Origin of the sequence: Exiguobacterium aestuarii (assembly GCF_020171655.1) — a bacterium.
Lineage (GTDB): Bacteria > Bacillota > Bacilli > Exiguobacteriales > Exiguobacteriaceae > Exiguobacterium > Exiguobacterium aestuarii_A.
The window spans coordinates 13,477-36,089 of sequence record NZ_JAIVAC010000004.1; the positions used below are offsets into that span (position 1 = coordinate 13,477).

24 protein-coding genes are annotated in these 22,613 nt (G+C 44.6%); 15 read left to right on the forward strand and 9 right to left on the reverse strand.

Annotated elements, in window-relative coordinates; translation table 11 throughout:
• The first annotated feature begins 20 nt into the window (after positions 1 to 20).
• Genes LCM29_RS13715 through tatC form a run of 3 tightly spaced genes read left to right on the forward strand, consistent with a single transcriptional unit; the run spans position 21 to position 1,687 of the window.
• Positions 21 to 677, forward strand: coding sequence for a redox-sensing transcriptional repressor Rex (locus tag LCM29_RS13715; RefSeq protein ID WP_224863460.1), 657 nt, complete (start codon positions 21 to 23; stop codon positions 675 to 677).
• On the forward strand, positions 677 to 895 hold the full coding sequence (locus LCM29_RS13720; RefSeq protein WP_074032583.1) for a twin-arginine translocase TatA/TatE family subunit: 219 nt from the start codon (positions 677 to 679) through the stop codon (positions 893 to 895). The genes LCM29_RS13715 and LCM29_RS13720 overlap by 1 nt, the downstream gene beginning before the upstream one ends.
• Positions 896 to 898: 3 nt before the next feature.
• Positions 899 to 1,687, forward strand: coding sequence for a twin-arginine translocase subunit TatC (tatC, locus tag LCM29_RS13725; protein ID WP_214742996.1), 789 nt, complete (start codon positions 899 to 901; stop codon positions 1,685 to 1,687).
• Between the two features lie 59 nt (positions 1,688 to 1,746).
• On the opposite strand, the gene LCM29_RS13730 is transcribed toward tatC, so the two are convergent.
• The 4 genes from LCM29_RS13730 to LCM29_RS13745 form a co-directional block, all read right to left on the reverse strand.
• Positions 1,747 to 2,571: an energy-coupling factor transporter transmembrane component T family protein gene (locus LCM29_RS13730; RefSeq protein WP_224863462.1), complete on the reverse strand. Its 825-nt coding sequence runs from the start codon at positions 2,569 to 2,571 to the stop codon at positions 1,747 to 1,749.
• Positions 2,562 to 4,265: an ABC transporter ATP-binding protein gene (locus LCM29_RS13735; protein ID WP_224863464.1), complete on the reverse strand. Its 1,704-nt coding sequence runs from the start codon at positions 4,263 to 4,265 to the stop codon at positions 2,562 to 2,564. Before LCM29_RS13735 ends, LCM29_RS13730 begins: the two co-directional genes overlap by 10 nt.
• Positions 4,266 to 4,326: 61 nt before the next feature.
• A complete protein-coding gene (locus LCM29_RS13740; protein ID WP_224863467.1) occupies positions 4,327 to 4,878 on the reverse strand; it encodes an ECF-type riboflavin transporter substrate-binding protein in 552 nt (183 codons plus the stop codon).
• A 13-nt stretch (positions 4,879 to 4,891) separates the two neighbouring features.
• Complete coding sequence (locus LCM29_RS13745) at positions 4,892 to 5,731, reverse strand: S-adenosyl-l-methionine hydroxide adenosyltransferase family protein (RefSeq protein WP_215113797.1); 840 nt, start codon at positions 5,729 to 5,731, stop codon at positions 4,892 to 4,894.
• A gap of 556 nt (positions 5,732 to 6,287) precedes the next feature.
• Here LCM29_RS13745 and LCM29_RS13750 point away from each other — a divergent pair.
• Positions 6,288 to 7,634, forward strand: a complete 1,347-nt coding sequence (locus LCM29_RS13750; RefSeq protein ID WP_224863469.1) for an FAD-dependent oxidoreductase — start codon at positions 6,288 to 6,290, stop codon at positions 7,632 to 7,634.
• A gap of 35 nt (positions 7,635 to 7,669) precedes the next feature.
• Here the strand turns inward: LCM29_RS13750 and LCM29_RS13755 are convergent, their stop codons facing one another.
• The gene (locus tag LCM29_RS13755) at positions 7,670 to 7,852 is read right to left on the reverse strand and encodes a PspC domain-containing protein (RefSeq protein WP_074032578.1); all 183 of its coding nucleotides are present in this window, start codon (positions 7,850 to 7,852) and stop codon (positions 7,670 to 7,672) included.
• Positions 7,853 to 8,011: 159 nt separating this feature from the next.
• On the opposite strand from LCM29_RS13755, the gene LCM29_RS13760 reads away from it, so the two are divergent.
• Entirely contained in the window at positions 8,012 to 8,485 is a 474-nt protein-coding gene (locus tag LCM29_RS13760; protein WP_159563401.1) for a hypothetical protein, read from the forward strand.
• 3 nt (positions 8,486 to 8,488) lie between these two features.
• On the forward strand, positions 8,489 to 9,067 hold the full coding sequence (locus LCM29_RS13765; protein WP_224863471.1) for an NADPH-dependent F420 reductase: 579 nt from the start codon (positions 8,489 to 8,491) through the stop codon (positions 9,065 to 9,067).
• 37 nt (positions 9,068 to 9,104) lie between these two features.
• On the opposite strand, the gene LCM29_RS13770 is transcribed toward LCM29_RS13765, so the two are convergent.
• Positions 9,105 to 9,440 (reverse strand): TM2 domain-containing protein, encoded by a 336-nt coding sequence (locus LCM29_RS13770; RefSeq protein ID WP_214697039.1) that lies wholly within the window; start codon positions 9,438 to 9,440, stop codon positions 9,105 to 9,107.
• Positions 9,441 to 9,544: 104 nt separating this feature from the next.
• On the opposite strand from LCM29_RS13770, the gene LCM29_RS13775 reads away from it, so the two are divergent.
• Together LCM29_RS13775 and LCM29_RS13780 are read left to right on the forward strand one after the other, a co-directional pair.
• A complete protein-coding gene (locus LCM29_RS13775; RefSeq protein ID WP_015880595.1) occupies positions 9,545 to 9,703 on the forward strand; it encodes a hypothetical protein in 159 nt (52 codons plus the stop codon).
• Positions 9,700 to 10,098, forward strand: a complete 399-nt coding sequence (locus tag LCM29_RS13780; protein ID WP_224863473.1) for a hypothetical protein — start codon at positions 9,700 to 9,702, stop codon at positions 10,096 to 10,098. The genes LCM29_RS13775 and LCM29_RS13780 overlap by 4 nt, the downstream gene beginning before the upstream one ends.
• A gap of 36 nt (positions 10,099 to 10,134) precedes the next feature.
• Here LCM29_RS13780 and LCM29_RS13785 read toward each other — a convergent pair whose 3' ends face one another.
• Positions 10,135 to 11,370 carry an MDR family MFS transporter gene (locus tag LCM29_RS13785; protein WP_224863475.1) on the reverse strand — a complete coding sequence of 412 codons (1,236 nt, stop codon included), beginning with the start codon at positions 11,368 to 11,370 and terminating at the stop codon, positions 10,135 to 10,137.
• Positions 11,371 to 11,469: 99 nt separating this feature from the next.
• Here LCM29_RS13785 and LCM29_RS13790 point away from each other — a divergent pair, with 99 nt between their 5' ends.
• Both LCM29_RS13790 and LCM29_RS13795 read left to right on the forward strand, forming a co-directional pair.
• Complete coding sequence (locus tag LCM29_RS13790) at positions 11,470 to 13,095, forward strand: ABC transporter substrate-binding protein (RefSeq protein WP_224863477.1); 1,626 nt, start codon at positions 11,470 to 11,472, stop codon at positions 13,093 to 13,095.
• A gap of 11 nt (positions 13,096 to 13,106) precedes the next feature.
• Positions 13,107 to 13,508 carry a hypothetical protein gene (locus LCM29_RS13795; protein WP_224863479.1) on the forward strand — a complete coding sequence of 134 codons (402 nt, stop codon included), beginning with the start codon at positions 13,107 to 13,109 and terminating at the stop codon, positions 13,506 to 13,508.
• Between the two features lie 14 nt (positions 13,509 to 13,522).
• Here the strand turns inward: LCM29_RS13795 and LCM29_RS13800 are convergent, their stop codons facing one another.
• Positions 13,523 to 13,732, reverse strand: coding sequence for a YdiK family protein (locus tag LCM29_RS13800; RefSeq protein WP_214697034.1), 210 nt, complete (start codon positions 13,730 to 13,732; stop codon positions 13,523 to 13,525).
• Positions 13,733 to 13,748: 16 nt separating this feature from the next.
• On the reverse strand, positions 13,749 to 14,444 hold the full coding sequence (locus tag LCM29_RS13805) for a CPBP family intramembrane glutamic endopeptidase (RefSeq protein WP_224863481.1): 696 nt from the start codon (positions 14,442 to 14,444) through the stop codon (positions 13,749 to 13,751).
• 213 nt (positions 14,445 to 14,657) lie between these two features.
• Between LCM29_RS13805 and groES the strand changes: the two genes are divergently transcribed.
• The 5 genes from groES (at position 14,658) to LCM29_RS13830 (ending at position 22,357) form a co-directional block, all read left to right on the forward strand.
• The gene (groES, locus tag LCM29_RS13810; RefSeq protein WP_015880602.1) at positions 14,658 to 14,942 is read left to right on the forward strand and encodes a co-chaperone GroES; all 285 of its coding nucleotides are present in this window, start codon (positions 14,658 to 14,660) and stop codon (positions 14,940 to 14,942) included.
• 39 nt (positions 14,943 to 14,981) lie between these two features.
• Positions 14,982 to 16,616: a chaperonin GroEL gene (groL, locus tag LCM29_RS13815; RefSeq protein WP_224863484.1), complete on the forward strand. Its 1,635-nt coding sequence runs from the start codon at positions 14,982 to 14,984 to the stop codon at positions 16,614 to 16,616.
• A gap of 672 nt (positions 16,617 to 17,288) precedes the next feature.
• Positions 17,289 to 17,450: a helix-turn-helix domain-containing protein gene (locus LCM29_RS15340; RefSeq protein WP_263600868.1), complete on the forward strand. Its 162-nt coding sequence runs from the start codon at positions 17,289 to 17,291 to the stop codon at positions 17,448 to 17,450.
• 495 nt (positions 17,451 to 17,945) lie between these two features.
• Positions 17,946 to 19,790, forward strand: a complete 1,845-nt coding sequence (locus LCM29_RS13825) for a DNA methyltransferase (RefSeq protein WP_224863489.1) — start codon at positions 17,946 to 17,948, stop codon at positions 19,788 to 19,790.
• Between the two features lie 5 nt (positions 19,791 to 19,795).
• The gene (locus LCM29_RS13830; protein ID WP_224863491.1) at positions 19,796 to 22,357 is read left to right on the forward strand and encodes a DEAD/DEAH box helicase; all 2,562 of its coding nucleotides are present in this window, start codon (positions 19,796 to 19,798) and stop codon (positions 22,355 to 22,357) included.
• The last annotated feature ends 256 nt before the right edge of the window (positions 22,358 to 22,613 follow it).

A 22,613-nucleotide genomic window follows, 5' to 3' on the forward strand; every position in this document is an offset into this window, starting at 1 on the left:
TAAAAAGGAGGCTCTTTCCGTTGAGTCAAAACGAACCAAAGATTCCACAAGCGACAGCCAAACGGTTGCCACTATACTATCGATTTATTCAAAGCCTGCACACGTCAGGTAAACAACGTGTCTCTTCAGCAGAACTGAGTGAGGCGGTCAAGGTCGATTCGGCTACGATTCGCCGTGATTTCTCGTACTTCGGTGCGCTCGGTAAAAAGGGATATGGCTATAACGTGCAGTATCTGTTAGACTTTTTCCGAAAGACACTGAATCAGGACGAGATTACGAATGTCGCCTTGGTCGGGGTCGGTCACCTTGGGACGGCATTCGTCAACTATAACTTCCTTAAAAACAATAACACACATATCGTCGTCGGGTTCGACGCAGACGAGACAAAAGTCGGCACGACGATGTCAGGCGTCCCAATTCATCACGTCGATGAGATGGAACAGATTATGAAGCAAAACAAGATTGACGTCGCCATTTTGACGGTACCTTCTGCCTATGCGCAGTCCGTCGCAGACGACTTGGTCCGTTTCGGCATCAAGGGCATCTTGAACTTCACACCGGCACGACTTACCGTACCGGACACGGTTCGCGTCCATCACATCGATTTGTCGATTGAGCTGCAGTCACTCATTTACTTTATGCAACACTATCCAACCGCTGAGGGGGTCCATCAATAATGGAATTACTAGCATCATCACTCGTCGTCGGTATGCCTGGCGGCGTCAGTATTTTCGTCATCGCCATCATCGCGCTTATTCTCTTCGGACCGAAGAAATTGCCTGAGTTTGGTCGCGCGGCCGGACAAACGCTTCGTGAGTTCAAAAATGCAACGAACGGCATGATGAACGAGCACGACGAGAACGACAAGAAAGCTATCGAAAAGAAAGAGCAGTAAGCCATGAATCATCAACCTGATCAAGAGCGGGAACTCACCGATCACTTGACAGAGCTGCGGAGACGACTGATGCTATCTGCATTTGTCGTCTTTGCCTTCTTTTTGATGGCTTTGCCGAGTGTCAAATATGTACTCGCGTACTTGCAAGAAGATCTCGTCGAACGCGGGCTCGAACTGAACGCCTTTGGGGTCGCGGACCCGCTCATGATTTACTTGAACTTGGCGCTCATCATCGGCCTGATTGCGGCGAGCCCATTCCTACTGTATCAAGTGTGGGCGTTTGTCGCACCCGGTCTGCATCCGAATGAACGAAAAGGTACCCTTGCTTATATCCCGATCATCTTCGGATTGTTCTTGATCGGCCTTGCGTTCGCCTACTACTGGTTATTCCCGCTCGTCCTCGATATCTCGACGGACCTCGGGCAAGACCTCGGACTCGAACAAATCATCGGGGCGAACAATTACTTCACGTTCTTGTTGCAACTGACGATTCCGTTCGGTCTATTGTTCCAATTGCCGGTCGTGACGATGTTCTTGACCCGAATTGGTGTCGTGACACCATACTTCTTATCGAAGATTCGTAAGTATGCGTACTTCGCGCTATTCGTAGTCGCGGCATTCATCACACCACCGGATTTGACGTCGCACCTTATGGTGTCATTGCCACTCTTCTTCCTGTATGAAATCAGTTTATCGATTTCACGCGTCGCCTACAAAGGGGTGTTGCGCCGGGAGAAAGAAGCGATGGTGCAAGAACAGATGGATTTAATGAAACAGATGAATGAGAAATAAAACAGGCACTTAGTCCCCGTTGTCATATTGGGAGCTAGGTGCCTGTTTTGCTTGTGTACTTAAAACGGATTATAGAATCGACTCCCATCATAGAAGGTCACGATGAACGAGAATACTGTCAACGAGAGGGCGATGCCGATGGCGATATAGTCGATTCGGGTCATCGCGCGTTGATTGTACCACGTCCGTTTTTTGTCGGCGCCGAACCCGCGTAAATCCATCGCGTTACTGACCGTCTCAATCCGTTCAAGACTCGTAAAGAGAAGCGGAATCAAGATTTGCAGACTGTGTCGGGCCCGTTTTAAGAGCGACCCTTGTGTCACCGCGACACCTCGGGCTGCTTGTGCGTCCGCAATGGTACGGAAATCTTGCTGAACATCAGGGATATAACGTAGCGCGAGCGAGACGGCGAATGCGACTTTATAGGGCACACCGATTTGATTCAAGGAAGACGCAAATTCGGTTGGATGCGTCGTGACGAGAAACAAGACGGCAATCGGGACAATCACGCTATATTTTAAAATGAGGTTGAACATATAGAACGCTTGCTCTGCTGTGAGGGTGAAGCGCCCAATTCCCTCGAACCACAGATGGCGCGTCTCATAGATGGTGACACCTTGTTCCGGTTCAAATAAATAGACAGCAAGTGCATTCAGTAAGACAAAGATTGCGGTGAAGACAAGAACGAACCGAACTTCTTTGAATCGGATTTGTGATATCGAGAAGAGTCCGATGCTGAAAAGACCTAAGACGAGTAGAACCCGTGTGTCATACGTGAACATTGTGGCGGTCGTGAACAAGATGAAGCCAATTAATTTAGTCGTCCCCGTCAAGCGGTGGACGGGAGACGGTTTATCGATATAGCCGAGCATTTCTACTGCCATTGTTTCCGATCCTTTCGTTCAGCTCTGATCACGGCCGACAAGAGCGGTTTGACATCCACATCGAGATGTCGCGCGACTGTGAACAGAGACGTTTGTTTTAAATGGGCATGGTGCAACAAGTTTTCTTGAAGCAGGAGCGACAGCGGGTCACCCGCATAGCGAATGCGCCCTCCATGGAGCAGACAGACTTGATCACTGTATTCGAGAACGAGATGCATGTCATGCGTGATGATGAGAAGTGTCATCCCGTCCTGTTTCAGGGCCTCTAAGAAGTCCATGATTTCCGAGTAATGACGATAATCTTGACCAGCTGTCGGTTCATCCAGAATCAAGACATCGGGTTGGCGAACGAGGATGGAGGCAATCGTCACACGTTTCTTTTGTCCAAAGCTAAGTGCTTGGATTGGCCAATTACGAAACGGATAGAGACCACAGCGACGAAGCGTCTGTTCAAGACGCTCGGACTCCTCTTCATCACTCAATCCGAGCGCCTGCATTCCGTAACGCACTTCTTCATGGACCGTTTGTTTTGAAATCATATGGTTTGGATTTTGGAGGACAAAGCCGACCTTTTTTGCGCGATCGGCGATGGACTGATTCGTAATGTCCTCGCCATTCAATCGAATGGTGCCGGAACTGACACGCTTATAACCGCTCAACAGTTTGGCAAGCGTCGACTTTCCTGCTCCGTTTTGACCGACGAGTGTCGTCAGTGTCCCTTTTTCGAAGGTGGCATCAATGCGTTCGAGAACAGGCTGCTCTTGATGATAGTGGAACTGTACGTGTTCTAATTCGAGCAGTGGTGACGTTGGTTGATGAATGGTCACTGCTTCTTCTTCAAGTTTAGTCAAAATCGGTTCACGTTCGAAACGTGTGACAAACGTCTCGAGATCACTTGGACGATCCTGTGGTTGAACGGCGATGTCCGCCCAGCGCGCAGCACTTACATACAAGGGTTCGCGTAAAAAGGCGTTCATCAAACTATCGTTACTCAAGATGGCATCCGGATGGTCGTCCGCGATGATGGTACCATCGACCATCACGATGATGCGGTCGAAAGGAATGGAGAGCACGTCTTCGATGCGATGTTCGACGACAATCAGCGTACGTCCCGTCTCTCGTTGCAACCGATCGAGCAAGGCCATCGCTTCACTACCGGCGACCGGGTCAAGATTGGCGAGCGGCTCATCAAATAATAGGACGTCTGCTTCCTCAACGAGGACACCTGCCAACGCGACCCGTTGTCGTTGACCGCCTGACAGCTCGTTCAATCGGGAATCGATGAGATGGTCGACATCGGTTAACTTAGCTACGCGCTCGACGATGTGTGACATTTCCGGCCGTGCGACCCGTTTGTTTTCCAGTGCGAACGCAATATCTTCCCCAACCGATAATCCGACGAACTGTGCGTCCGGGTCTTGAAGTACCGTTCCGATTTGTTTGGAACGGTCGAAGAGTGACAACTCACGTGCATCCATATCGTTGATCCGAACGTTGCCCTCCCACGTCCCGGGGTAAGAAAAAGGGATCAGCCCATTGATACATTGGGCCAGCGTACTTTTTCCAGACCCAGAAGGTCCGACGATGAGAACGCGTTCTCCTTCTTGGATTGATAGGTGAATGTGTCGTAGTGTCGGTTCGGACTGGCTACGGTAGGTAAATGAAAAATGATCAAACTCAATGATTGTCTTCAAACTCTTGACCTCCATACAAAAGGGCTGAAGTCATGTGTGACATGATGCCAGCCCTTCGTCATTATGCTTCTCGTTTTAAACTTCCCGCCTGGCTTCGTGTTTTTGCGTAAGTGACAAGGAGTAATGTCCCGATGACACCGACTGTCAAAATATTCGAAGTGGCTGCCACAGCACCTTGTACGAACACTTTGTTCGCTGGTTCAGCGTAAATCAAGATATCAAGGACCGGTGCGATGACAATCCATCCGATGGCTTGTACGACAGCTTGAGTCGCATTGAACAAAATGATTTTTTTAGTCGTCAAACCACCTTCCTCAAGACGAATGCGATTGGCGACGAGACCGATTCCGAGACCGACAAAACCTGAAACGATGACCCAGCTCCACCAAGGGGATCCATACAGAATCGCATCTTTCAGCGCGTGACCGATTAAACCGATCAATCCAGCTGTGATGGGACCGAATAAGACAGCCATAAACGCAAGAAATGCGTAGGCGGTTTCAATTGACGTGTTCGGCACACCTGTCGGGATAGCCGCAAAGCGACTGAGGATGATGAAAACGGCTGCGCCGATTCCTGTTGCGACGATTTGTTTCGTTGTGAATGAGTTCATGAATTTTTCCTCCTTAAATTTGTTGTAAGCGAACTTTCCAATCATTCCCGATACCGATATCAAAAGCGTGAGCAAAAGATCCTTGATTTAGAGCGATGGCGATTTGGTCGAGCGAGTTGATGTAGACGACTCCTGAACCGACTGGAACATCTGCGAACGAGCGACCGAACGATAAGGTTTGTTCGTAAACCGTACGTTCTCGGAACGAAATCGTGACAATGACACGATGACCGATATCAACGCCAGCCTGTCGGACGAGTTGAACCGGAATATTCGTCCAGACGTTCCCGAAACGGATATCTAAGATCTCGACAATCCCTTCAACCGCATCCTCATCACGTGTGGCGGGTGTCCGGTCAAGTAAGACGATTTCGTCAAGCGGGATGAGCGGTCCGACTTCCTCGAACGTGATGTCATGACTGGACAACCGCGCTCCTGTGAAGGCGAAAATGTCACGGCCATGGAACGTGTAGGATTCCCCCATGCGCGGTAGCCTGTGCGTTTTGTCATCCAACTCCCGAACTTCTGCAAGAAGCCCTGCTTGCCAAAGATGTGTCAACGTCCCGTTATCGGGAGTGATGACATATTGATTGGCATGCGTTCGTGCGACGACACTCTTTCGGTTCGAACCGACACCCGGGTCCACGACCGATACGAATACCGTCTGCTCGGTCCAGTAGGGGACGGTCTGAACGAGGCGATAGGAGGCCTCCCAAATATGAAACGGTGGGATGTCGTGTGTTAAATCAAAGATACGAATGCTAGGATTAATGCTGTGTGCTACACCGTACATCGCGCTGACTGCTCCATCACTTACTCCAAAATCTGATTGCAAAACCAATGCTTCCGTCATTTCCGTCTCCTCCTTCCGGGCGGACCCCATAAAAAAGACATCTCGCCCTCATTACGCAGGACGTGATGTCTGATCACGTGGTACCACCTTTGTTCGTGATCCGATTCGCATCGAATCACCTCAAGGAGTTCGAGACTCCATGGAATGATATCGGTATCCGTCATACCGGTCGATTCTAATGGCGAGCGGACTCGCGTTCTTCCGACTGCTCCGGGACCATCTTTGAGTGTGAGATTCGCCTCATTTCCAGCAACAGAAGCTCTCTATACAATCTCGGTCACTCGCTCTTCCCATCTATGCATCTTTTATGAGAAATCTGAAAATTTAAATTTATCTTACATCCGACTGTAACCGTGTGCAAGTCTTTTTTTATAAGCGTCCTCATAATCTTTTCAAAAAGCCTGTTCAAACTTTAGACACTTTTACGTGAAATAGTGAGCATAGTCGTTGAATCCTATATTGTGAAATAGTACACTAAGGTCAGGAAGTGAATGTGATATTTATCACAATGTAAAAACAAAACGTACTGTCTAACATAAAAGGAGAGACGACTCATATGAAAATCGCAGTCATCGGATGTACACACGCAGGAACAGCAGCTGTCAAAGGGTTACTCAATCGATACAACAATCTCGACATCACCGTTTACGAGCGGAACGACAACGTCAGCTTCCTCTCGTGTGGGATTGCGCTCCACGTCGGTGGGGTCGTCCAACGTGCGGAAGAATTGTTCTACTCCTCTCCACGTGAGCTTGAAGAGCTCGGAGCGACAATGCGCATGAAACATGATGTCTTGTCGATTGACGCCGAAGCGAAGACGGTCCACGCCAAGAATCTCGAGACGGGGGAAGACGTGCATGACACGTACGACCGCTTGATCGTCACGACGGGTTCGTGGCCAATCGTCCCAACGCTCCCGGGCATTGAGATGAATGGAATCGAGCTCTGTAAAAACTATGCGCACGCACAACGCATCATCGAGCGTGCGACAGATGCGACGAAGATTGCCGTCATCGGGGCGGGTTATATCGGAGTCGAACTCGTCGAGGCGTTCGAAACATACGGGAAGCATGTTACGTTCATCGATAGTGCCGACCGCATCTTGAACAAATATCTCGATAAGTCGTTCACGGATCCATTAGAAGCAGACATGACAAGTCGCGGAATCGACCTCGAACTCGGTCAGACGGTCGAAGCGTTCCGTGGTACAGATGGAAATGTCACACATGTCGTGACGGACAAAGGTGAATTCGAGGCGGACCTCATCATCTTATGCGTCGGATTCCGTCCGAACACAGGACTCCTCGAAGGGCAGGTCGATATGCTCGGGAACGGTGCCATCATCGTTGATGAATACATGCGCACGAGCAACCCGGATATCTTCGCGGCAGGTGACAGCTGTGCCGTCTACTACAACCCGGCACGCACACATGCCTATATCCCGCTTGCAACGAATGCTGTCCGTATGGGAACGCTCGTCGCGGAAAACATGATGCAACCACGCGTTCGCTACCAAGGGACGCAAGGAACGTCAGGACTTCGACTTTATGACTGGAACATTGCGTCGTCTGGTTTGACGGAAGAAGCGGCATCCCTTTTCGGACTCGACGTAGAAAGTGTCGTCATTGAGGATGCATATCGTCCGGAGTTCATGCCGACCGCAGAGAAAGTCGAATTCAAACTCGTCTATGAGACAGGAACACATCGCATTGTCGGTGGACAAGTGTTATCAAAAGCGGATTTGACACAAGCGGTCAACACGCTCTCTCTTGCGATCCAAAACGAGATGACGATTGAAGAGCTCGCATATGTCGATTTCTTCTTCCAACCGCACTACAACAAGCCATGGCACTTCTTGAACAGCGGAGCGCTTGAAGCGATGAAAGATAAAGTGAATGCCTAACAAAAAACGCGGAAGCTAAGAGCTTTCGCGTTTTCTTATAGATAGCGAGGTGCATCTTTCATGGAATTCGTTAAGATCATATAAAGAAGGAAACTCCCAGGGAGAATCAAAAAGATGAGTCGAACTCCGATTGAAGAAATACCAAAGTATTCAGCAATCCCACCGCATACTCCAGACAGAGAGCGGTCCGTCGCGGACTTACGAAGTGTACGTTGCATAGCAAAGCTCCTTTTGAGTTGATATGTAAATTTTACCATAATCAGTACATAAACATGCCCATCGATTGATTTGTTAATGTAGATTATTTACAGGGTACTCGGGGAAATAGGAAAGGGTAAGTGCGCGTCATGTTTTCGACCTTAAAGGAGGAATTTTTCATGGCTAAAAAGGAAAAACAACCGTATCACATCGTCACGTTCACGTTCCCAGAAGAGGCGATTTCGTATCAGGCGTTCAGTAAACTGAAAAAGTACCATTCGGATGGGCTTGTCGGTTTTGAACAATTGGTCGTCATCAAGCGTGAAGAAAACGGGGCGTTCTCGTTTGAGGATGCGGCGCAGCTCGCACCCGTCAACAAGTCGACGAAAGGTGCGCTCATCGGGATGGCGGTTGGGATCCTCGGAGGTCCGTTCGGAATCCTGTTCGGGACACTCACAGGTGGTCTCATCGGCGGTACGAAAGACGTAAAACATTTACAAGGCATTCAAGATACATTCAAACGGACGGTCGGAAACATCGAACCGGGTCAGACAGGCGTCATGGCCATCGGGGAAGAATTCGACCCATCGATTTTAGACGGGCTCGCAGAAGAGTATGGAGGAACGGTCACACGGACAGACGAGGAGTTGTGAGACATGAAACTCGGAATCTTAGGTGCCGGGAAAGTCGGTCGCACGCTCGGGGAGCAATTCGAACAGGCAGGTTATGAGGTGCTGTACGGGACACGGACGGAGCGGGAAGGGACATTGACGTTACAAGAAGTCGCCTCAGCAAGCGATGTGCTCCTGCTCTGTACGCCTTTTGTGGCTGCGGTCGACCTGCTGCCGACACTTGATGGACTGAATGGGAAAGTCCTGATTGATGTGACGAATCCGATTGCGATCGAGTTTAACGAAGTCGAGCGCCCTGATGGGGTGTCGGGCGCGGAGTATTTGCAGCGACTCGTTCCCGATACGAAAGTCGTCAAGGCGTTCAACCAGACAGGCGTCGAGAATTTAGGTAATCCGGATGGTTCTGTCATGTTTGTCGCAGGAGATGATGAAGAAGCGGTGCGCCTTGTCGTCGAGCTATCGAACAAGATCGGCTTCGATACGCATCCGCTCCATGGGTTGAAGCTTGCCCGTGAACTAGAAGGGTTAGCGTGGCTATGGATTCATTATGCGGTGAAAGAACGGAAGACACGGGACTTCGCATTCTACTTAAAAGAACAGTGAAAAACGATCGGGGCGAAATGCCTCGATCGTCTTTTGATTAGAATCCTGTGTAGCGGTCAGAGCGTGTTTGCAGTAGCTCGATCGTCTCACGTTCGATTTGTTCGACTTCGCGCTGTTGCCAACCTGGCATGAGAAACGCATCGACGAGTGCCCAGATTCCTGTGATGATGGCACCGAAACCGAGCGTCAAGACGACGAGGAGGACCATCGCAATTCCTGACCCAATCTTTTTGAAATAAAAGCGATGTGCACCGAGTGCACCGAGGAAAAACCAAAGTAAATACGCGACGAGTAAGCTGCGCTTGCGCTTCTCGACTTCGCTGTTGACGAGCTGCATTTCTTCCGTCGTCAAATCCATGCGTGACACATTCATCGGATTTCAACTCCCTATCCATAATTGTTATAATAAGTTCGGACTCTAGTATATCGGAAAATGGATTTGTTTCCATGATTTCCTAAAAAGAAAAGAGGTTTGCTATGCTTTTTCCGATTTTGACGTTCATCGTCGCGTTTGTTCACGTCGTCGGTGGGGCGATTGCACTGTATCAGTATCCACAATATAAACGAATGGCCATCAGTGCCATCGTACTCGGATTCGTCTACGGAGGGTTGACTGTAGCTGTGATCGGGTTATGAAGTGGAGGGCAAATGGACCACTTCGTTCGCGTCTTCACATGCAGAGTGGCTATCAGTTGGGGACATATCTATTTTTAGGTCTCATCATCTTTGATTTACTTTTAGGTGACGTTCCGAGAATCTCATTTGCGATGTATGCCTTGTTCTTTTACTTTTGGCAACGGGAACGTGTCGAGAAAGAAGACAAGGCGTTAGCCGAAAAGATGAAGCAGCGGTCGAACGAGTGGACAATCACACTCGTCATCTTGCTTTGCTTCGTAGGCTATGCCGTCTCGCTCGGTTTACAAGAACCTTCTATTTCATTGCTCGAGCTGAGCATCTACGGCTTCTCGACAATCTTTTGTATCCGGGCGTTGACATTGATTTATGCGATGCACCAAGAACATCTCGACTAAAAACCATCCCTTCGCGTGAGAAAGGATGGTTTTGATTTAGGAAGCCGCTCGCCGTAGGACGAGCTTTTCTTTTACATAGATGCCGCTATAGACGAGGAAGCAGCCGAAGCTGACCAACAGTCCGATATAGACGCTCATCATGAACGGTGTGAGAAGCGATCCGATCAAAATCGTCGAGCGCGATAAGAAGTCGGCACCGGCGAACGACGTCCCGGCAAATGCTGAGTACGCACCACGTCGGTCTTCTGGCATCATGTTCGCCTTCTCCGTGTTCAATACGGGTGAGTACAACAATTCTCCGAACGTGGCGATGAGCATGAAGCCGAGAAGGAGCATCATCGAATTCGCGCTCGTGATGACCGCGTAGCCGATTGTGTACAACGCGAGCCCGCCGAGAAGCGTGTGCTTGTTCGAGAAGCGTGAGGCGAGACGTTGAATGAAGAACGTCAACGCGACGACGATGAGCGTGTTCTCGATTTGGATCAAGCTCATCATCCGCACCCCGTTGATCGTCCAGTCTTCGAACGAGAGCGATTCAAATGAATCAGCGAGTCGGACGGCGACGTAACTGCCCATGGAGAACTCGGCAGCGAGAATACACATCGAGCCGAAGACGACTTTGACGAACGGGCGGTCACGCCAGGCGATTTGATAGCTTTGGAACACGTCGACGAAGACGAGCTTGAGCTTTTGTGAGGTCCACGTCCGTTTCGTGTCTTCGAGGAAGATGGCGTACGCAATCGGCAACATGCTCGACGTGAACGTCAAAATCCAAAACAGTAACAGCTGATTGCTGACATAGAGCCAGCCCCCGAGCGCCGTCCCAATCGTGATCGATAAGTTGATCAACCAGTAATCGAGCGCGTATACGGCTTTTCGGTTCTCCGGCGTCGTCGCATCGATGATGATCGCGCTCATCGCCGGCCGACCGAGGTTATTTGTGACCGTGAAGATTGTATAAGCAATCATGAAGATAATCATCTGGTCGAACTGGAGACTGAGCGTCATGACGAGAAACATGGATGCCGTGAGGCTTGCCGTCAACACGAGAAGTCGCTTCCGTGAGAATTTATCAGCGAGGTATCCTCCGATCAACCCGATGACGTATCCGAGACAGACGAGCGAGACTAAGAAGACGCCTGCAATCCATTCATTGAACGCTTTGACAAAGAGAAGTGCCATGAACGGCATGATGGCGAAAGAGACCGAGCGGTTGAAAAACGATGTAACGAGTCGAACTTTTATAGGTTTAGGTATATCTTTCCATTTCATCTTGTCACCTTCCATTCTGTACCTGTATGATAAACAAGACAACGGATTTAAAAAATGGACGACATGGGGAAGTGATGTCCACTTTTAGGGGGATGCGACGTGGATGCATATTTATTTCGATTGTGGAAAGAGTGTCGGGACGGGGCGTACACGATTTCTGATATGGCGGAAGCCATCCATTTAAGCCCGAAACAGACGAAGCGTCATTTGGCACGATGGCAAGAGGAAGGATGGCTCACGTATACGAGCGGACGCGGCCGGGGGAATTTGACGCGACTTGAATGGCTGCGACACGTGGAGCGCGACTTGGCGAAACAGCTACTCGAACGCATGGAGAAAGAGTCGGTCGAGGCGGTGACGAGTCAGCTCGAATGGGACTGGTCGCCTGCGCAGGCAGGGCGCTTCATGCGCCAGCTTGAGAAGAAGTTCGGTTACGTCCAAACATCGAGCGATGCGCTCATCATTCCGCGCCGTCGTCACTTTTTAACGACACATCCGCTTGAGGCGGCTGACATCCATAGCGCCCACCTCGTCCAAAACGTGTTCAATCGTCTCTTCATGATTGACGCGTCCGGAGAGGTCACAGGAGAGCTTGCTCATCATTACGAATGGCAGGGAAATACGCTCGTCTTGTTTCTTCGGAAAGGCGTCCGTTTCCATGATGGGTCACTCATGACGAGTAAAGACGTGACGAAGAGTTTACGCACACTCGTTCAGTCGGATGTGTATCGCTATATGTACCGGCACGTCCGGCATATCGCATCGAACGGCACGTATCGCGTCGATGTCACGCTCGACCGGCGCCGAAATTCCTACATCCCGAAACTGTCGATGATTCATACGAGCATCGCGAAAGGGAGTGTTGGGACGGGTCCCTTTCAATTGGATCGCCACGACAAGGAGAAGACGGTCCTTCTCGCTTTCGAGAACTATTTTGGAGTCCGAGCACTCTTGGATCGGGTCGAGTTCATCAAAGTGCCAGACGGATATGACCCGACATATCGGATCTCGTCGCGGGATTCCAAAGAGACAGGACTGATCTCGACACCGTCCGGGTTCGGGCTTGTCATCTTAAACAGTCATCCGAATAGTGTGTTCGCGAATGAAGAGGCGAGGCATTATATACATCGCTTGATTGCGGAGATTCGTCCGGAGATTGGGACGTTGAATGAGCGAAGAACGCCGAACGACCGAGGTTTTCTCGGTTCGCTGAGTGAGACGTATGATGTTCCGGAAGGAGCACCCGTCACGTTCAATCGTCCGATACGAATCAAACAGACGGACTACACGAACGATACGACCGACTGGATTGCGGAGATGTTGACACGTCACGGGATTGCCTATGAGTTTGTGCCCATCAGCTTCAAAGATTCGATTCACGACAAAACGTATTATGAATACGTCGATTTGGTCGTTCATGGGGAAGTGTTTGAGCGGAATATCACGCTTGGGTTCGAACAATTTATGTCGAACGAGTACTCGCCGCCACATAAAGTGATCCCTTACATGGAGGGATTAGCGGAACGAATCGAACGGTATGACGACTTGCCATTTGAGGACTGGTTGTCGTTGCACCGAGAAATCGAGCGCGAGTTGAAAGAGAAGTCGTACTTCATCCCGCTCTATAACGAGGAGCGGACGATTCCGTTCCCGGTCGAGCTAAAGGACGTCTGTGTCGACTTGTTCGGTTATTTTGATTTTGCAAAACTATGGATTCCGTCTTAAGGAGGGGTATGGTGCGTAAGAAGTTACTAATTGGGTTCATGATCTTTTTTGTAGGACTGTTTTTATTTGCGCTATGGGATGGTGAGTTCGTCGCCTTGTCAATTACAGGCCTAGGGTTTGCGGTTTATGGTTATCGACACGAAGAAATTGAAAAGCTTGAGGAAAAGGTGAGTAAGAGAATCATGAGACAAGTCGATGCGACACTCATGAACATCACGATTTACGGTTTGCTGGTCATTGGTGTGGTCATCAATTTCTTCTTGGATGAACCGCAAATCCTACTGATTGATGCCATTTATGTCGCATTAGGTGTGTTGTTCGGTCTGCGTGGACTGCTCATTCGGAGTGTCTATCAAGAAGAAATACAGGATCGATCGAAAGTCACAACGATAAGAAAAACCCCGAGCTCGTAAGACTCGGGGTTTCGTTATGCGGATTTGTCCGTGCCTTCTTTTTTGACTTTTCGGGCGAGTGCCAAGATTTGATACACTTTGAAAAAGTCGTAAGCGGCGACGGCGATGATGAAGTACGTCCAGAAGCTGAACCCATACTCTTGTACGGAGAAGTACGCGAGGACGGTGAACAACACACCGAACGAGAGACTAAAGAGCAACATCACTTTTAATTGTCGCGGCATAACTGCCACCTCATTTCTACATTAAAAATAGTACGAGCATCACGAGCGCGTTGTTGAACGCGTGGATGGCGATTGGCACGATTAATCGTCTCGTCTTCGCATACGCGTATGAGAACGCGAAGCTCATCGCGATATACACGAGGAACCGATTGTCTTGGTGGATGAGCGCGAATAGGATCGAACTGACCCCAAAAGCAATCCAGAATCCGAAGCGAGCGTTCAAGTTCCCGAACAAAATATGACGGAAGAGAATCTCTTCGATAATCGGTCCGAGCAAGACGACCGGCAAAATCATGAGTGGAATGACTTCCACCATTTCGGCAATATTTTGTGTGTTCATCGATTCGACCAGTTCACCAGAGATGGCCGTCTCAATCAAGTTCGCTACGATGACAAGTCCATATTGCATCAAAATCCCGAGCCCGATCCATTTGACCGTGTCGTTCAAGTTTGACTGGATGCCTTGCGCCTTGTATTGTTTCAAGTCCGGCCAGATGAGTAAAATCGACAGAACAATCGTCACACCGAATCCGATGGCGAGCCAGAGCCCGACGAACGTTTCTGTTAACCATTCCGGTCGCACTTCACGGATGGCGAGCGGAAACAGTTGGACGAACGCATATAGTAAAATCGGGGTGAGGTGCCGGAGACGAATGTTAGGCGCCATCGAAAAACGGGTATTTATCGATTGGTTTGAGTTTAATGTAGCCAATTCAACACGTCCTTAATCATAAGAATGAACCTACCTTTTTCTCATTGTAACAAATAAGTTCTCTTGACCGCGAGTAGGAGCATTTTTTGATGTTCCCTACTTGATTTTTTAATCGTCGCATACTACACTTATCAATGTTAGCACTCCTTTTAACTGAGTGCTAAAACCTTACGATACACATTACATCATTCATATTCGGAGGAGGGTTTTTCCATGTTAAAACCACTAGGCGATCGTGTCATCATCGAAGTCGTGGAGAAAGAAGAAAAGACGATCGGGGGCATCGTGCTTCCTGATACAGCGAAAGAAAAGCCGCAACAAGGGAAAGTCGTCGCAGTCGGAACGGGCCGCGTGACAGACGAAGGCAAGCGCATCGATCTCGACGTGAAAGAAAATGATTTGGTCATCTACTCGAAGTACGCAGGTACCGAAGTGAAGCATGATGGAAAAGAGTACTTAATCGTTCGCGAGAGCGACATTCTCGCAATCGTAGGCTAAGCACCATTATTCAAAAACTTTTTTAGGGGGAAATGAACGATGGCAAAAGATATCAAATTCTCAGAAGATGCACGTCACGCGATGCTTCGCGGCGTCGACGCACTCGCTGACGCAGTCAAAGTAACGATTGGACCAAAAGGACGTAACGTCGTCCTCGAGAAAAAATTCGGTTCACCACTCATCACAAACGATGGCGTGACAATCGCGAAAGAAATCGAACTCGAAGACCGCTTCGAAAACATGGGCGCGAAACTCGTTGCTGAAGTCGCGTCGAAGACGAACGAAGTCGCAGGGGACGGTACGACAACAGCGACAGTCCTCGCACAAGCGATGATTCGTGAAGGTCTCAAGAACGTCACAGCGGGCGCAAACCCGATGATCCTTCGTAAAGGAATCGACAAAGCGGTTCGTCGTGCACTCGAAGAATTGAAATTGATTTCAAAACCAATCGAGTCAAAAGAAGCAATCGCACAAGTCGCGGCCATCTCAGCAGCGGACGAAGAAGTCGGCGAATTGATTGCAGAAGCGATGGAGCGCGTCGGGAACGATGGTGTCATCACAATCGAAGAATCACGCGGCTTCACGACTGAACTCGACGTCGTCGAAGGGATGCAGTTCGACCGTGGCTACTTGTCACCTTACATGATTTCAGACTCTGACAAGATGGAAGCGTCACTCGACAACCCGTACATCTTGATCACAGACAAGAAGATCTCAAACATTCAAGAAATCATCCCAGTGCTCGAGCAAGTCGTGCAACAAGGGAAGCCGATCTTGATTGTCGCAGAAGATATCGAAGGCGATGCCCTCGCGACACTCGTCTTGAACAAACTCCGTGGTACGTTCAACGCGGTAGCCGTCAAAGCACCAGGATTCGGTGACCGTCGTAAAGCGATGCTTGAAGACCTTGCGACACTCACAGGTGGTCAAGTCATCACAGAAGACCTCGGTCTCGATCTTAAATCAGCATCACTTGACATGCTCGGTCGCGCATCGAAAGTCGTCGTCACAAAAGACACAACGACTGTCGTCGAAGGTGCAGGGAACGAAGAAACAATCAAAGCACGCGTTCAAACAATCCGTAACCAAATCGAAGAGACAACGTCTGACTTCGACCGTGAAAAACTCCAAGAGCGTCTCGCGAAACTCGCAGGTGGCGTAGCCGTCGTGAAAGTCGGTGCAGCTACGGAGACAGAACTCAAAGAGCGTAAACTCCGCATCGAAGACGCGCTCAACGCGACACGTGCGGCCGTTGAAGAAGGAATCGTTGCGGGTGGTGGTACATCACTCATCAACGTCATACCAGCTGTTCGTGCGCTCCTTGCAGAAGTGACAGCGGATGAAGCGACAGGTGTCAAACTCGTCCTTCGTGCTCTCGAAGCACCGGTCCGTCAAATCGCGGAAAACGCGGGTGAAGAAGGTTCGGTCATCGTCGAGAAACTCAAGAACGAGTCAGTCGGTGTCGGGTACAACGCGGCAACTGGCGAATACGTCGACATGATCGCACATGGTATCGTCGATCCAGCGAAAGTGACGCGTTCAGCTCTTCAAAACGCAGCATCTGTCTCAGCGATGTTCCTCACAACAGAGGCCGTCATCGCAGACAAGCCAGAAAAAGATGGCCCTGCAATGCCTGACATGGGCGGCATGGGTGGAATGGGCGGCATGATGTGATAACATAATGAGTTACAAAAGTCTGTAATATATAACGATTTCACAAGTGATTAGAAATTAATGCTCACTCTAATTTCCCATCTCAAATCTTGTGGTATTGAAGTGAAAGGTCTTTCATTAGTTTATTTAGCTAATGGGAGGCCTTTTGTATTTTGTGTAGGAAGTTGTTTTCAACATCATTATTTGATTATCTATCCTGTTTGTATTTATTGAATTAAATAGTAAGATAAATCACTTTTTTAACTCTGAAAAGAATAATAAAAACTCTTAAGTACTGATATTTGCACGTTCCCACTTCAAAATCAGCTAGTAAATGAACTAATATTACATATTAATCGTGACTCAAACTATTAATGCTAACAAGAAATAAAAATATACTAGTAATTATTAAAATTTATTTGTCATAGTTTATTGTTTAGTAAGTCCAAAAATTCGCTAGTATTATGTTCAACAAAACTAATTCAGTAGCAAAATTAAAAATTAAATATACCTATCCTTTATATTTCGCTTAGCCTGTAGGAACGCTAGAATAAAATTGATAGTTTTTGCTCGATACGATTTTACACTATTTCCGAAGAATCAGAACAGAACTCCGATAGAGTAGTTGAGGCTATTTTATCTGGTGGGAATGGATTTGGAGAAAAAAAAGTGCTACACATCAAGATTCATCAAATGTATCAGCAGAACATCAAAGTGACTCAAATCGCCACAGCGCTGAAGGTATCCAGACCAACGGTATATAAGTACCTGAAAATGACGTATGAAGATGCACTACATGAATTTGACCAAAAAGCCTGTTCACGAAAGAAGAAACTCGACACATATCGGGACTGAATCATTGCCTGGTTGGAGGAGTATCCGTATTTGAGCAGCCCAGAAGTCCATGACTGATTAACTTGAAAGATATCGCCAACTCTGAGTCGGATCGAGCACGTTGAGGACATAGGTGAAGGAAATCCGAGAAGTCTATCAGATTTAAAAGAAAAGAAATTACATCAGTAAAATTATGTAGTATTTACTTTTTGAAGTTTGCTTAGTGAGAGATTTAATTAAAACTTCTATTTACTCATTTGTATAATATCTCAGTTGAAAATGCGTGAAGCAAACCTATCATTTTGCTGTACTACTCATATTGCTGTACTACTCATAGTTAATTTTAGAAATTCATCGAAATTAATGCTATGTAAATTCAATTTTTAAGCACAATACAAAATTATATAATCTATTTGTTAAGAGATTGGTAAATAATCAACAAATTTATGTATAATGAATTTGTGATATTTTCCCTCTTTAAAAATTATAAAATTTTCACAATTAATGAAATTAAGGGTGATTAAAATAGACTTTCATCGGCAACAACAATTATTGCAGTTACTTCAAAAGGCTCAAGAGTCTGTAGAAAATGGAGAAGAAGTTTCAACTGAATTTGCTCGAGTTCTTTTCCCACCTTCACGCAAAGAATATGAATTGACTTATTATGGGAAAGAAAGTGTTCAATCAATTATATCTAAAACTTTTGCTGCACCTATACAAATGGATAGAAATTTTAAGGGGAGTGGTGAACAAGGATGGATTAATAAAATTATTTTTGGTGATAATATTCAATTTTTGAAATCTTTAGTAGAAATGAAAAAAAGAGGTGAGTTAAAGAATAGTGATGGGACTGATGGCGTTAGGCTCATTTACATTGACCCGCCTTTTGCTACTAAACAAGATTTTTCCATTAAAGATCAGAAAGCTTATGCAGATAAATTAAAGGGTGCTGAATTTTTAGAATGGTTGAGAAAACGCCTTGTGTTACTAAGAGAAGTTCTTTCTGACAACGGCTCTATTTATGTGCATCTAGATTGGCATAAATCACATTATGTCAAAGTATTAATGGATGAAATTTTCGGAGAAGGTAACTTCTTAAATGAGATTGTTTGGTATTACAGACGTTGGAACATTGCTGGTTCCACTTTTGCAAGAAATCACGATACCATTTTATTTTATGAAAAAAATAATAAAAATCATGTTTTTAATAATCTCTATATACCTAAATCTGAAAAATCTAGCGGCAAAGGGAAAAGTTGGCTAAGTGTGATTGATGAAGTAACAGGAAAGCGAAAATCTATTCTTCAAGATGAAGAATCTAAAGGTGTCCCTATGCCTGATGTTTTTGATATCTCAATGATAAATCCAATGGCGAGAGAAAGAAGAGATGTTAATTATCCTACTCAGAAACCAGAAAAATTACTAGAAAGAATTATTCAAGCATCCTCGAATGAAGGTGACTTGGTTCTTGATGCATTTGGAGGTTCTGGTACCACTGCTGCAGTAGCAGAAAAACTTGGGCGTCGATGGATAACTGGGGATGTTGGTAAGTTATCCATTTATACAATTCAGAAAAGAATATTGGCTATTGATAACCATAAAAGTTTTGCAGTTTATAATGCTGGGCATTATGACGAAAGTAAATTAAATTCATTTGAAACAAATGAATGGAAAAAATTCGCAATGTCGTTATATGATGTTGAACCTCATCAAGATACAATAAAGGGATTCGATTTTGATGGTTTAAAAGATGGTGAGTTGGTAAAAGTTTATTCACCTCAAGATTTTGAAGAAAATACCAAAATAACTGAAGATACTCTGCGGGATATACAAATGCGTATAGGCCCATCTTTAGGAAATGAAGTATTCATAATTGCCCCTCAAGGGAAATTTGGACTTGCTGTAGATGAGTATGATAACGATGGTGAATGGGATACGACATTTAATCTACTACGTGTGCCTTATTCTATGTTCCAAAAGTTCACTGAAAACTTTACTCCTCTTAAACAGGCTGATGATTTAAATTCTGTTAATGAAGCTATTGATGCAGTCGGATTTGATTTTATTAGACCTCCGAAAGTGGAATTCAAAGTAGAAGGTAACTTACTTTCTATTTTATCATTTGAAGCTTTTTCAAGAATTAAAGGCGAATATCAAAGTAATGGTTTTGAAGCTTTTTCCATGCTGTTAGTTGATTATAGTTACGATGGTAACATTTTTGTAATGGACAAAGTTTTTTACCAACATGATTTTGATGAGCATAACACAGTAACTCTTGATATTAATAAAGCAACCGAAAAAATGATGTACATTTTTGTTGATAAGTTTGGAAATGAACTCAAAGCCACTTTAAAGGAGTAAAATTAATGGCGTATAAAGAGAGCGATCTAGTTTTAAAAGTATCAAAAAACGTTGATCCACAAATTTGGGACGAAGGGTTTTATCAAACTTTCTTAAATCTCCTATTTAATGATCGTGTATATCAAAAAGAAGCAACTGAAACAACCCTTAGATATTTAAATTCTGAAGAGTATAAAAATCTTGAAATGCTGGCCAAAGAAAACTTTGATAAGAATTTAGTAATCAAGGACCGTTTTAATAATAACTTTGAGTCTTTTAAGAACAGTTTGGATTTGTCCGATAAACTGTCTGCAACCCTTGATTTAGCTACCGGTACAGGCAAATCTTATATAATGATTGCTCTCGCCCTAATCATGCTTGCTAGTAAGAAGGTAAATCGTGTTTTAGTTTTGGTGCCAAGCCTTACAATTGAAAGTGAATTGACTCAAAAATTTCGAGATGTTTTATCTAAAGAACAGTTGGTAAAGTCTTTAGGACTTGATTTTGTGACACCAGAAATACTTAATGGGGATAGTACTTTAATTGAGAATTCAATTGCCATTGAGAATCGAAACGCCATCTATAAAGCTCAAGCAAATCGAAATTCAATTATTGATAGTCTAAAAAATAATGGTGAAAAAACACTAATTCTTAATGATGAAGTACATCATGTATATTATTCTGAATCAAATCAATGGAAGGAATTTATTCTTGACAGCAATAACCACGGAATTAATTTTAAATATGTAATAGGTTTAACAGGAACCCCATATAAAAGAAGAACAAAAACTGGGGATGCCAATGACTATTTTTCAGATGTTATTTTTAGATATTCATTACGAGATGCCATAGAACAGAGTTTTGTCAAAGATGTTGAGTATATTTCCAAAGAAGATATGCCAAATGATAAGAATGAGCGTTGGCAAGTTATATTAAATTCACATAACGAAATTTCAAAAAAATTGGAATCAACTCTTGGAGAAAAACCAATAACGATAATAGTTACTGCAACTCAGCAAAAAGCTGATCAACAAGCTAAGAATTTTAAAAAATTTTTAAAAACTCAGCGAAAACTAACTGATGCTCAAATAGATAACATTGTACTGTGTGTGCATAGTGGATCTTCTGCAGCCAGTGATAGAGTTAAATTAAAAAATGTTGATCAACCCAAAAATTCTGTTGAATTTATCTTTAGTGTTTCAATGTTAACAGAAGGCTGGGATGTAAAAAGAGTGTTTCAAATAGTGCCAGATGAAGAGCGTGCTTTTAATTCGAAACTATTAATTGCTCAAGTATTAGGGAGAGGACTTCGTAGACCTGAAAATTGGGAAATGTCTTGGGGAACACCCACTGTTACAGTCTTTAATCATGAAAAGTGGGCAAATAATGTGAAATCGATTGTAGATGAAATTTTAGAATTAAAGAAAACTTTAACCATAAAAGTAAATATAGATTCAAAATTTAATTTCGAATTAAAAAATATTAAATATAAATCTGAAGCAAAAACTTCTCCATTTTTTTTAAAAATGGGTTCTTATAACATATGGATGGATGAAAATGACAATATAATTGGAGTTAAGTTACCCACAGATTCTAAAGATGCAATAGCTAATTTAACTTTAATTGGCGTTCAAAATAAAAATTCAACAAGGAATTTATCGGTATCTTACGAGCATGAGATTATAAAAAAGTCAGAATTAGCTAAAATTTTATATTCAAGATTTGATGATTTAGATGATAAAATTCTTAAAAATGAATACAAAAAGTTCTGGAGTATTGAAAAAATAGAAGACATGATAGATGTCTCTCTAAGAAAAAGTAGTAATGAATTCATAACCAAAAGAATAAAAAATGCTTTTTTATCATCTATGAACATTCTTTTCAGACAAGGATCAAAAAGTGTAACCTATGATGTAAAACCGGAAGAGTATTTTAATATTAGCACTACTAAATTACCAAGAGAAACTAGTGAATTAAGTAACTTCCATAAAAATAGAACTTTATTTTATACAGATGAACTTGAAAATAGTTTAGACGATGATTCAAGCAAGGCAAGTTTCGTAGAGTTAGTAGATACATCAAATGGATACAAGCAAATGAAAGTAAATAACAAGTATAATTTTAAAACACCCATGTATGCTGTCACAACGAATGGAGCCCCTGAGACGGAATTTTTAAAAAAACTTATCAGTTCTGAAGTGGCAAAAAATATCCATGGCTTTATAAAATCTGCTGATATGAATTTTTATGATTTTGACTATTCATGGCAAAAAGGGAGTCACCACCAAACTGGTAAATTTAATCCTGACTGGTTTATAAGAAAAGGTAACTTAACTTTAGTTGTAGAAACTAAAGACGATTCACAAATAACTAATCCTGATGTTGAAAATATTGGGAAGTATAAAGCTGCAGTGACTCACTTTGAATTACTTAATAAGCATTTTAAAAACGAAGATTTACCATTCAAGTACAAATGCATTTTTATTACACCTAAAGATTACGACATCTTTTTTAAAAAATTGATTAATGGAGAAATCGAAAATTATAATAGTCAATTAGATGTCGTCTTAGACAAAAAGATTAAATAAAAAAGTGAGTTAAAATCGTTTTTAACTTATAACTATGAAAAAATTAATTTATACGATTATATGATGGCCATATTCTATCAAGGCCATCCTTTTTATTTTCCTTATAATTCTGTTTATTCAAATATTTAAAAACTACTAAAATTATTATGAAGTTTATAAGGCAATTATTACTAAATTTACACACTTCAAAGAATTATTTGTGTAGTGCAAAATATACTCATTTGAACCCTATCCGTTATTTTATCTACCCAATATT